Origin of the sequence: Lacrimispora amygdalina (assembly GCF_003432035.1) — a bacterium.
Taxonomy (GTDB): domain Bacteria; phylum Bacillota; class Clostridia; order Lachnospirales; family Lachnospiraceae; genus Lacrimispora; species Lacrimispora amygdalina.
In genome coordinates this window covers 59,442-72,161 of record NZ_QOHO01000045.1, presented here as the reverse complement: position 1 = coordinate 72,161, position 12,720 = coordinate 59,442, and the positions used below count along the sequence as shown (strand labels likewise).

The window sequence follows — 12,720 nt, the reverse complement described above, 5'->3', positions numbered from 1 at the left end:
ACCCCCTCTCTCTCTTTAATCAGACCACCCCAGATGATAAATCCCATCCTCACTTAAGGGAACTTTGTCCCTTCCGATCTGCCACACAGATATTTCGCTGTTATTGATCTTCTTTTCAGGTATATCCTTAGCTATAATCAGCTGAGGCCACACAAAGGTGGTTTCTGCCTCTTTTCCGTCAAAACATATTTTAGAATAAGGAGTAAAATTCTCTCCGTAAATCAGCAGATTGGAATCATTATAGACCACCTTATCGATTTTTATCTTATCTGTTCCCATCTTTAAATTGGTTTTCTGGTATGGACTTTCTCCGCCGTAAACTTCATGTTCTCCATAAAGAATATCATACTCCAGGTTTTTCATGTCCTCCAGATATTTTTCCTTATCTGTATTTTCACCATTTAAATATTTTTGATGAAACCGGATCATGGTCCCTTCGTGGATATTGAGCATATTAAGGACGTGAGAAGAAATCTGATAAGCCTCCACATCCTTTTTAACCACTGGCAGATTCATGTTATTCCAAATGACATATTCTGTCTGGAACAGAGAGTGGTTCTTCATATCGTCCTCACTCCATTCAAAACCCGGAAGATGATCTCCATACATCACCAGTACAATGGGTTCTTTGCGGGTTCTTAATGTATTAACAAGTGACCTTATAAATTGATCCATCTCACTGATCTGCTGGCAGTAATATTCAAAATTCGGATACTTTCCGTGTCCCTGCACCGATATGGTATAGATATAATCCGGACCTGGCGTGGAGTCTAACGTCTTTATAATCTCTCCTGTCAAAATTTTATCCTTACACCAGCCAGTAGGATTGCGCTCTATATTGTTCATATATTCAATAGGAGTAAATGTATCAAATCCCAGCTGGGCAAATACCCTGTTTCTGTCATAAAAGGTAGCTTCATTGTTATGTATGGTGTGAGCCGTATAACCCAGATTTTTTAAATCAAATGCAGTACTTTCACAGGAGGTTTTTTTAAGTACTGTCTTATATGGATACTCACCTGGTCCGAAGAAGTCCAGATTCATGCCTGTTATTGATTCAAATTCGGTATTGGCTGTTCCTGCTCCAACAGAAGGAACACTTATATATCCGCCCGGATAGTTTTTCTGCAGCTGGTGGAAAAAAGGTATGGGATCATACGTCACCGGGTTATTTTTCCACAAAGAGGGATCAAAAAAGGATTCCAGCTGAATCCATATCACATTGGGTTTTGTATTCTCTGTGATCGCATAAGTATTCTCAGGCACCAGTTCCTCTGACTGAATGGTCTCCAGTGTTTCAGATCCATATCCTTCCGGCTTAGAAATACCGGTATTAAAAACAGAATTGGAGAAGCAATAAGGAAATCCATAGGTTTTAAAGCCTTGACCGATATTACCGAAATGAACAGCAACCAGTCCGCATTTCATGGCGCCGCTGGTAATACCCAGTACCAGTGCAGTGCTTAAAAAAATCACCGCCAGACCGGAACCAACCCGTGTCTTCTCCTGACTGACCGGAGCTTTTTTCCAGACTCCCACCAGTATTATGAGTGCCAGTACTCCTGCCGCCCCCATGAGAATAATCTGCATCCACGTAAAGTAAACCGTAGCCAGACTCATGGCATACTTCACCAGACGCAAATCGGCTGCTGTAAATGGAGTTGTACGGAAAACCAAAAGTATTCCGTTTACAATTCCCATAAAGATCCATATAAAAGTAATCATAAAACAGGCAAATGCTTTTCGCCTGGTAACATATACAATTGTAAAAGGCAGAAAAATAATCAAAGTATTAAGTAAAAAAATCAAAAAACTATTACCTATATAAGACCCCAGATTTAACAAAGACTTCCTGCTCGCCAGTTCAATCACAATATTAATACCTGCGGAAAGAGCCAAAAGCCTGAATAGCCATCTGATATAAATTTTCATAGTATACCTCATTTTCCAAACACGTTTGCTGACCGGGTTTAGTCTATCACATTTTACGGCAAATTTACATACCTTTTTCAAAAAAATAAATATTAAAAAAAGGACCGGATTAAATCCGGCCCCTCGTTATTATTCCTGTTCTTCCGTAGGTTCAAACACGTCATCATTCACAGCGTTGATGCCTGCAGTTGCATTTACTTCCTCTGCCGATACCGTCTGCTCTTTCTCATTCTTGTCTTCTGAAACAGGATCAGCTGCAGCTTCCTTCACAGGCGCTCCGCATTTTCCGCAATACAGGGAACTTTTCGGAACCTTGGCTCCGCACTCTGCGCAGATACGGCTGCCTTCGCTTTGGGTCAATTCAATCTCCAGAGCGGCAATTCTTGCCCGGCTGGCTCTGACAGTTTCATAAGCCTTGGTATAAGCTTCCTTTGGCTCGCTGTTGTCTTCATAATACAGTTTTCCGATGACTGCATAAGCTTCTTCCAGCTTAGTCTTTTCTGCACCGATCTGTGTCTTCAGCTGTATCGTCTCAGTCAATGCTTTCGCCTTCGTTGCAACCTCTTTGCCGGTATCACTAAGTGTCTTTCCCAGCTCTTCAAAAAATGCCATCCGTGATTCCTCCTTTGACTTTTGCTCCTACTATTGTAACTTTATTGGAAGAAAAAGTCAATGAAAGACTGATTTCACACTGCTCATTTATGGTTTAACTGCATCTCTTACCGAATCAGGAAGCAATTTTAAAGGCACTGTGTACTGGATCTCACTTCGGCTGCCAAGTGCGCTGCTGACGGCAGAAAAACTGATTCGTTCAGTGTTCGATATACCAAACGGGTTCATGCCCACATACTCTTCAATTGCAGCCTGGCTCATAATTTGAGCAATCATCTGGGGATCTGTGACTGTATAATACCTGGCACTGCTGTTTTCATAACTTTCTTTCTCATACTCAGAATACTGGTTCAATTCAAAATTGATTTCTTTAATTCCCTCACTGGAAGTCCAGCTGTCTACATCAAGCTGGCATTCTCTTAATAATTCAAGAGTGTTTTTAAATGAAGGATATACCGGGTAAAAGCCTCTGGAAGTCACATCACTATACTGCCAGGAATTCTGATTTCCCTCTCTTGTGCTGTCCGCCTCATACTGTTTCTTTGTCATAAACTGTATGGAAGCCACAGGATTTTCCTTGTTCATAGTTTCCACTTTTAACTGGTCAAAATCCTGCTGGTATGCGAAAAGCAGTTTTTCCGTCATGGCCTTATCTGTACCGTTCTTATCACGGCTCACAATACTGGACTGTGATCCTCTGCTGACTCTTACCGCAGATGTATTTTCAGCTGTCTGACTGAAAACAGGGTATACAGCATGAATAAAGTCCGGATCTTCATATAGCTGAGTCAGTTCCTCTTTTATATCTGCATCTCTTAAGGAATAACTGCGATAAATATTTTTACCGTTCTTCAGTGTATATTTCACCGAAAAATCATGCCACTTCCCTTCTTCAGCCCAGTTGGCCGAACTAAGTTCTTTCCAATCCGTCCCTTTGTTTTTTTCAACTGCTTTTTTAACCATGGACAGAACCGGTGTCTGATTCTTAAGATTCATATGCCCGAAAATATAATCATCCGCACTTTGATATTCCCATTGATACTCTCCCTGAAGATTCTGAGTCACATCTCCATAGGAAACCCAATAATTCTCATCTGTAAGGGAAACCGCTACAGAGTTTATGGAACTCTCCGCCGGAACATAGCTGTCATATCCAAACAAATCCATCTGAAAACTTGCAAAAATCATAGCTGCCACAAGAGCTGAGGCAATCATCTGTTTCCAGTGAGAAAATAATTTTCTAAAATCAAAATGATATATGATTTCTATAACGCAGTGGGATAAAAGCATCCCGCAAAGCAGTCCGAACACCGCCCAGCCAGCTTCAGAACGGATCAGTAAAAAAAAGAAACAGCCGGAAAGAGACGATAACACAACAATGGGAATCCGGATAATTGGCATACTGATTTTAAATGCCATTGCCTTTTTCGCGGATTCAGAGCCCCTCTTTTTGTATAAAAACAGGCAAAGAAAAGTAAATATGATAAATAATACGGCTACAAGTATAATCTGGGATCCCAGTTCTCTGTCTATTCCTCCCCCATTCGCAAGTGCAATATTGGAAATAAATATTGCAAATGGAGAAGATTTCATCAGAAATGGGCGGAATAATTCTTCTCCGCTCTTATAACTGGTATGAAAGAAGTATCCATAGTACCCTTGTAAATTCAGCAGTAAAACCGTAAAATAGCCTTCAAATACTGCTGTGCCAAATATTCCTACGATTACGCTGCCTGTCATTATCATCGCCAATACCGTAACGGAATATATCATGGCATAATGCAGTAAAAAAAGCAAATATCCTGTAAATACAGAACCGATAAGCTTTGCAGGCGATATTCCATAAGCCGCTGTTACGCCAAGGGAAAGTATTAAATTAACCCCGTAAACAGCAGCCACAATCAATATACCATTCATGTAATTAGCCCAGAACAAATGTTTTCTGTTCACGGGAATTCCGTGATAAAAGTCAACTTTTTGTCTGGAATGAAGATAAGAAAAACTTGTGACACCCATTATGATGGATAGAACAATCATCATGAAAGTAATCCAGCCATTCTCAAATCCAAGCAGACCCCTTAACTCAGAGATCATAAATGCCTTGCTTTCTTCCTGCTTTATGAACTCACCTATAATCATGGCCATGGTAACCGGAAGGGAAAAGAAAAACATCAGAAATGCAAGAGTCACTGCCCAGAGCCTGCGCTTTCCATCTTCCTGTATCAGATTAAAAAATAAGCTTTTTGATGTCATATCCTGCCACCTCCGTCTCACTTATAAAAATTTCTTCCAGCGATAAAGGAATAATCTCATAGAATACCGGCTGGAGTGACTCCATCATTCCAATAACCGCTTCCTTTGTTCCCCGCACCGTCATGGTATAAAGCTTTCCCCGCGTCTCAGTCTTAATCCGGTCTAATGACGCCAGATCCGCCTCTGTCATACCATCTTTTAAAACGCACTGAACCTTATGAATATTCAGCTTTAAATCGTCTAAATCTCTGGAAAGTAAAATTCCGCCTCTATGCAGCAATCCCACATGGTCACAGATGTCCTCCAGCTCCCTCAAGTTGTGAGATGCAATAATCGGAGTTAAATTTCTTTCCGCCATATCATTGGCAAAAATGCTTTTCACCGCCTGCCGCATCACAGGATCCAGTCCGTCAAATGTCTCATCACAGAATAAATAATCTGTATTGGCACTGATACCGCAGGCCACAGACAGCTGCTTTTTCATTCCTTTTGAGAAGGTATGCACCTTTCTTCTCATCTCCAGTCCGAAATTACCGATCAGACTTTCAAAACGCTTACGGTCAAAATCCGGATAAACTTTGCTGTAGAAGTCCATCATGTCCTTTGGAGTGGCATTATTAAAATAATACTGATCGTCTGAAATATAGAAAAATTTCTTTTTTACATTCTCATTTTCAAAGACAGCCTCTCCATCTATGGTTACGTTGCCTTCATCCGGTTTTAAAATTCCGCTTAGCAGTCTTAAAAAAGTACTTTTTCCAGCACCATTGGTGCCAATCAGGCCAAATACATTCCCATCTTTTATCTCAGCACTCACATGGTCCAATGCCATAATGCTGTCAAATCGTTTTGTCAAATTCTCTGCCTGAATCATTCTTCTGCTCCTCCCCCTGTGTTAGATCCTTCCATCACCCATTCTTCTGCCAGCCATGAATGGGCTTTATCCTCTTTTAAACCTGCCCTTTTTGCCTCTTCAACCCAGCCGCCAAGTTTATTCTTTAATTCACTGGTTTTGAGGGCGCGGATAGAGCTGGTATCTGCAACAAAGCTGCCTCTTCCTTTTACAGAATAAATAAATCCCCTGCGTTCAAGCTCCGTATAAGCTCTTTGTATCGTATTGGGATTAATGGACAAATCAGTTGCCAGACTTCTTACAGAGGGCAGCTGGCTGTCTTGTTCCAGAACTCCGCAAATCATAAGGTCTTTTAATTTTTCCACGATCTGTTCGTAAATAGGTCTGCGGTCTTTATAATCAAGCAGAATCATAGTTCACCTCTTCCTTAACTGTACTAACACTTTTAATACACTTAATATAGCAGATTGCCTCCGGTCTGTCAACCGGAGGCAGGAAAATATTTCATTAATTTTTTCTATCTTCAACAATCAGTATCCGAATCGCATTCATTGTATTGCTCCAGTTAAAGACATATAATGTATAAGAGGCATTTCCTCTGATATAAATATTAGAGGAAAGAAGAACATTTTCGCTTTGGGCATTACTGTTCATTACTGAAACCAGATAAAAACCGGTTTTCTGGTATTTAAAGCCCGTAACCTCCTTATAATCCACTTCCAAGAATGTAAGTACTCCCTCATTTAAGAATACATTCACCTTTCGATTGGTAATGGACAAATTACAAACCCGAAAGCATCCTGAGTTAATCCCCCCATTGCAGTACCTATCCATAATCTCCATAATATCAACACCGGAATCTGAATTGATGACCGCTACTGTAATTGCCTGCCCCACAGGAACCTCTATCTGTTTTTCTATATAAACATATCCATTTTCGTCTTCCACTGTCACTGTCTGCATATTAGCTGAAACTCTTCCGTATTGGCTCATATCCCCATTATCCAGCCCATTCACTGCCAGCTGTTTACTAATAAAGATCTGAAACGGATTGTAACCGATGGCTGCATTCAGAAACCTCACCAGGCCATATTCACTGTTATTGCAGAAGTAACATGGTATTATTGGCTTAGGAAATACAGTTATCACTGAAGTCCAGTGTTCATCCGTATCGGAAATTTCACTGGTATCCTGATTCGGATCAGGACTTTGGTCTGTTTTTGTGTCATTTTGCATATAATAAATGATTCCCATATAATTCCTCTTTATTATCGTTATATAGTAAGTTTATTCCGCGAACAATCCTCAGTGCCTGTCTGAAATCAATCATCCTCCGTTTGTTATAAGGATGCCGGAATCTATGAATAATATGTATTGAATGATAATAATCGATTTGGGATGGAACAGGTATAATTAGTATTGAAAAGCAGATTACAGAAAGAAGGTGCGCCAGGATTAACCGGGCGCACCTTCTTTCAATCAGTAATTCAATTATTCATTTCCGTATAAAGTAACCAGTTTCTGCAGATATTCAAATCTTGCTTTTGCATCTTCCTCATTCTTACCGAATAATTCAGCTGCTCTTTCAGGATTCTTCATAGCTAAGGATGCGTAACGAACCTCACCCTTTAAGAATTCCTGGTATCCTTCCAGTGCAGGAGCCTTGCTGTCTAAGGAGAACTTCTTCTCAGCAGCAGGATTGAAACGGAAGTTATTCCAGTATCCGCACTCTACAGCAAGCTTCTCTTCTGTCTGTGCCTTTGACATACCCTTCTTGATACCATGGCTGATACATGGAGCGTATGCGATAATTAAGGATGGTCCCGGATATGCTTCTGCCTCTGCAATTGCCTTAACAGTCTGATTATAATCAGCACCCATAGCAATCTGTGCTACATATACATAACCATAGCTCATGGCAATGCTTGCAAGATCCTTCTTCTTTGTATCTTTTCCGCCAGCTGCGAACTGTGCTACTGCACCAGTCTTAGTAGCCTTGGAAGACTGACCGCCTGTATTGGAATAGATCTCTGTATCAAATACCATGATGTTGATGTCCTTACCGCTTGCAAGAACGTGGTCAACACCGCCGAAACCGATATCATATGCCCAGCCGTCACCGCCGAAGATCCACTGAGACTTCTTGCCCAGGAAATCTTTTCCTTTTACAACAGCTTTGGCTAATTCGCAGTCAACTCCCTTTAATGCTGCAACCAGTTTATCAGATGCAGAACCGTTGGTAACACCGACATTGAATGTGTCTAAATATTCTTTGCATGCTGCTTTTACTTCATCAGATGCTTTATCAGAATTGCAGATTTCTTCTACTTTATTCTTTAATCCTTCTCTGATCGCATTCTGAGCTAAAAGCATACCATAACCGTATTCAGCATTATCCTCGAATAAGGAGTTAGCCCATGCAGGACCCTGTCCCTTAGCATTCACGGTGTAAGGTGTAGATGGTGAAGAGTTACCCCAGATAGAAGAACATCCAGTTGCATTTGCAATGTACATTCTATCACCGAATAACTGTGTGATTAATTTTGCATAAGGTGTCTCGCCGCAGCCTGCACATGCTCCTGAGTACTCAAGAAGAGGCTGTTTGAACTGGCTGCCCTTAACAGTAGCTTCTTTGAATTTATCAATAACTTCCTGCTTGATTGGCAGAGTCTGACCATATTCAAATGTTTCCTGTGTTACGTCACAGTTTGCTTCCATATTAACCATGGTAAGAGCCTTCTCGCCCTTCTTTCCAGGACAAACATTAGCACAGGAACCGCAGCCGGTACAGTCAAATGCAGATACAGTGATTGCGAACTGATATCCTGGCATACCGGTCATTGGAAGAACTTTCATGTTCTCAGGTTTCTTAGCAGCCTCTTCCTCTGTTAAAGCGATTGGACGGATAACAGCATGAGGACATACATAAGAACAGAAGTTACACTGAATACAGTTCTCCGGTTTCCACTGAGGAATGGTTACTGCAATACCACGTTTCTCGTAAGCAGCAGATCCGGAAGGTGTGGATCCGTCAACATAATCAACAAATGCAGATACTGGTAAGGAATTACCGTCCTGAGCGTTGACTTTTGTCTGAACGTTGTTAACAAAATCAACAACATCCTGTCTTCCATCTGTGATCTTCTTATAATCAAGGCCTTCGTCTTCGCAGTTCTTCCAGCTCTCCGGAACTTCGATTTTAACAACGCCCTTTGCACCGGCATCAATTGCTGCCCAGTTCTTCTGAACGATCTCTTCACCCTTACGGCCGTAAGTTGCCTTTGCAGCAGCTTTCATAAGCTCGTTTGCTTTTGCTGCAGGAATGATTCCTGTCAGTTCAAAGAATGCAGACTGAAGAATGGTGTTGATACGGGTTGCACCCATACCAGTCTCGATACCGATCTTAACACCGTCAATGGTGTAGAACTTGATGTTGTGATCAGCAATATACTTCTTAACCTGTCCAGGTAGGTGCTTTTCAAGACCTTCCTGATCCCATGGGCAGTTTAATAAGAATATACCGCCGTCAACCAGTTCCTGAACCATATTGTACTTACGGATATAGGAAGGATTGTGGCATGCTACGAAATTAGCTCTGCGGATTAAATAGGTTGATTTAATCGGCTTATGTCCGAAACGTAAGTGAGACATCGTAATACCGCCGGACTTCTTGGAATCATAATCGAAGTAAGCCTGTGCGTACATATCAGTATTATCGCCGATAATCTTAATGGAGTTCTTATTAGCACCTACTGTACCGTCAGCTCCAAGACCCCAGAACTTACAGTTGGATGTGCCTTCCGGAGTAGTGATAATCTCATCACCTGTCTCAAGAGAAAGATGAGTCACGTCATCCACAATACCGATGGTAAACGGAGTCTTTGTCTTGTTCTCGTAAACAGCTACGATCTGAGTCGGAGTCGTATCTTTGGAACCAAGACCATAACGTCCGGTAAGGATCTTAACCTGATCAAACTTTGTTCCCTTTAAAGCCGCAACAACATCCAAGTATAATGGTTCGCCTAAAGAGCCTGGTTCTTTTGTTCTGTCTAAAACAGAAATAGTTTTAACTGTATCAGGAATTGCATCGATCAGAGCCTGTGCGCTGAATGGTCTGTAAAGACGTACTTTTACCACACCAACCTTGTGGCCTGCTGCAACTAAATAGTCAAGGGTTTCTTCAATTGTATCATTAACAGAACCCATGGAAATAATTACATGATCTGCATCGGCAGCGCCGTAGTAATTGAAAAGTTTGTAATCAGTACCGATCTTTGCATTCACCTTGTCCATATATTTCTGAACAATTGCAGGCAGTGCATCATAATACGGATTGCATGCTTCTCTTGCCTGGAAGAAGATGTCAGGGTTCTGAGCAGAACCTCGCAGACATGGATGGTTTGGATTTAATGCATGACTGCGGAACTCATCAACTGCATCCATATTTACCATTTCTTTTAAGTCTTCATAATCCCATGTTTCAATCTTCTGAATCTCGTGGGAAGTACGGAAACCATCGAAGAAGTTAATAAATGGTACTTTACCCTCAAGAGCTGCCATATGAGCAACCGGAGTTAAGTCCATAACTTCCTGTACGCTGGATTCGCATAACATTGCACAGCCGGTCTGGCGGCAGGCATATACATCAGAGTGGTCACCAAAGATTGATAAGGCATGGCTTGCAACAGCACGTGCAGATACATTGATTACGCCAGGTAACTGCTCGCCGGCAATTTTATAAAGATTAGGGATCATAAGTAACAGACCCTGGGAAGCTGTATAGGTGGTAGTCAGAGCACCTGCTGCCAAGGATCCGTGAACCGCACCTGCGGCACCTGCCTCAGACTGCATCTCTGTAATGTGCACTGTCTGGCCAAAAATATTGGTTCTTCCGTCTGTAGACCATTCATCTGTAGCTTCTGCCATAGGTGAAGACGGGGTGATAGGATAGATTGCCGCTACATCAGTAAATGCATAAGATGCATGTGCTGCTGCATGGTTTCCATCCATGGTTTTCATTTTTCTTGCCATTCTTGATTTCCTCCTGCAAATGTGAATATTTGTATAATTTGGTTCCCCCTAAGGGAAAGTGACCTGACATTATTATAACAATTATTCAACAAAAAGCAAATATTAAAACTGGAAAATAAAGTATTATTTTCAAAACAATTTAAAAAAAGACAGTATCAGATTGGAAAAACACGTCTGGTACTGTCTTTTTTGCACGCTTATTCTACTGGTTCATGGGATTGGGCTGGATCACAGTCTGAGTATTGTCAGCTGTGGTTCCTTCCGTCTCCGCCTGGGTTGCCGCAGTGTTCTGGGTTTCCTGTGCCGGTGCCTGGGGGGGTGTCTCCCCTGCATTCACTCCCGGACCATTACCGGTTGCCGCCGTAGTCTGGGTATTGCCCTGATTGTTCTCCGGTACGGATGCGGACGGATCTGTGGCAGGTACCACAACACCGGATGTATTGCGCTTGATTGTGGCCGGCTTGCCGCGGTACGTACTGTTATGGAAGAATTCATCGCTTACCACAGTGCCGTTCTTCTTCGTCACCAGATTGGTCACCCAGCGGCTTCCCTTGGTTTCCTGCTTAATGACTTTTTCCTCTCCCGGCTGCATGGTCTGATCCTCTTCATAAATTGGCGCCGGAGCATCTAACTCCGCTGTCTTCTGGGAGGTCATTGACAATGTCACACCATCTTCCAGTATCGGGATACCTACAATGGAAATCTTAAGCTTGCGGTCAGCAAAACTGGTTCTGATCGCAATGGCGCTGGAAGAATTATTGATAAACTTCATATCCGGTCCGCCAAAGCTTACCATGGCATCCTCACCAGGAGTAACATAGGAAGGTTCATAACTGTGCGCATGGCGCTCAGTGGTTGTCAGTCCTGCAAAAACAACTGCATTATACAGTGTAGAAGAAACCTGGCATACACCGCCTCCCGGTTCTTCAATCAGCACTCCGTTTAAATAAGCTCCCGCCGGGCGGTAACCCTTTGCAGAGGAACGCTCACCGGTTGTCTTATTAAAAGAGAATTCTTCTCCCGGCTGCAGAATCAGGCCATTCAGTGCAGTGGAAGCTAACTCGATGTTCTTATTCCTGTCACTGTTTGTGGTGGTGGTAGTCGTATAGGTTCCGATCACTTTATACAGTGCCTTTGCCTGCTCTTCCGTAATTTTAGGAGCAGTTTCATTCACCTGTGCAGTTACAGAAGCCTTATAATTTTTCGCCTTAATCTGCGCAAGAATATCGGCTGTCAGCTTGTCCTGGTCAACGGCAATTCCCTTTTCTTCCCCGGAATAAACAAACTTCCCGGTGCTTTTATCAAATCCGGAAATAGAACCATTCTTAGCGGGTACATCCCACTTTGCTGCAATAGCTTTTACCTCAGCCTTTACGTCATCCTCGAGACCGTCGGTATCAATGGTATACTCTTCTTTCGCATCTTTGCTGTAAATCTCCTCCAGCAGAGCATCAATTCTACTGTCCAGAAAATTCTTCAGTTCATAGGTTTCGTCCTGGTAGATAACTTTCATCCCCCAGCCAAGTGACTGATCTATGGTTTTTTTAGCCTCAGCCCTTGATAAACCTGTAATTGAAATTCCTTCTACATGTACCTCTTTTTTCAGCTGGGTCTCAGAGACTGTCGTGGAATTCACATCTGTCTCCTTCGTCTTATGACCCCCAATATACTTAACAGCAGCCATAACACTGATAACGGAGGCAACAGCGAAAACAGCAGCCAGCAGAATCTTCGTAATTCCATACTGCGGCCCTCTTCTTCTCTTTTTCCCACGCCTTTGCTGATAGGTGCTGCCCCCTCTGTAAGACTGGCTTGTCCTTCTGCCTGAATTCGGCGTATTTCTTTTGCTTCCGTTCTGGGAAGAATAGGTTCTTCCTCCGCTTCTTTGTCTGTTATCATCCTGACTCATTTACTTCACCTTTTTACATGATTATGTAGCATTACACTGAGTAGTATACCATACTTTGTGGGAAATGCTATTACGTTTTTATGAATTTTCTTAATTATTTTTCGCGTAAATTCTACATTTTACAGAACTA

General features: G+C 42.1%; 8 protein-coding genes. All 8 read right to left on the bottom strand.

The features are described 5' to 3' along the window. Positions 1-15: 15 nt before the first annotated feature. The 8 genes from DS742_RS14875 to DS742_RS14840 all read right to left on the bottom strand — a co-directional run bounded on the left by DS742_RS14875 (position 16) and on the right by DS742_RS14840 (position 12,590). Positions 16-1,932, bottom strand: a complete 1,917-nt coding sequence (locus DS742_RS14875; protein ID WP_117417764.1) for a sulfatase-like hydrolase/transferase — start codon at positions 1,930-1,932, stop codon at positions 16-18. Positions 1,933-2,061: 129 nt separating this feature from the next. Further along, positions 2,062-2,544, bottom strand: coding sequence for a zinc ribbon domain-containing protein (locus DS742_RS14870; RefSeq protein WP_117417763.1), 483 nt, complete (start codon positions 2,542-2,544; stop codon positions 2,062-2,064). Positions 2,545-2,631: 87 nt separating this feature from the next. Beyond that, positions 2,632-4,797 (bottom strand): DUF6449 domain-containing protein, encoded by a 2,166-nt coding sequence (locus DS742_RS14865; protein WP_117417762.1) that lies wholly within the window; start codon positions 4,795-4,797, stop codon positions 2,632-2,634. Beyond that, entirely contained in the window at positions 4,772-5,671 is a 900-nt protein-coding gene (locus tag DS742_RS14860; RefSeq protein ID WP_117417761.1) for an ABC transporter ATP-binding protein, read from the bottom strand. The genes DS742_RS14865 and DS742_RS14860 overlap by 26 nt, the downstream gene beginning before the upstream one ends. After that, positions 5,668-6,063, bottom strand: a complete 396-nt coding sequence (locus DS742_RS14855) for a GntR family transcriptional regulator (RefSeq protein WP_170313471.1) — start codon at positions 6,061-6,063, stop codon at positions 5,668-5,670. The genes DS742_RS14860 and DS742_RS14855 overlap by 4 nt, the downstream gene beginning before the upstream one ends. 94 nt (positions 6,064-6,157) lie before the next feature. Beyond that, positions 6,158-6,904, bottom strand: coding sequence for a DUF4397 domain-containing protein (locus tag DS742_RS14850; protein WP_117417760.1), 747 nt, complete (start codon positions 6,902-6,904; stop codon positions 6,158-6,160). 237 nt (positions 6,905-7,141) lie between these two features. After that, positions 7,142-10,681, bottom strand: a complete 3,540-nt coding sequence (gene nifJ, locus DS742_RS14845; protein ID WP_117417759.1) for a pyruvate:ferredoxin (flavodoxin) oxidoreductase — start codon at positions 10,679-10,681, stop codon at positions 7,142-7,144. Positions 10,682-10,883: 202 nt separating this feature from the next. Next, positions 10,884-12,590: a VanW family protein gene (locus DS742_RS14840; RefSeq protein ID WP_117417758.1), complete on the bottom strand. Its 1,707-nt coding sequence runs from the start codon at positions 12,588-12,590 to the stop codon at positions 10,884-10,886. Positions 12,591-12,720 lie beyond the last annotated feature (130 nt).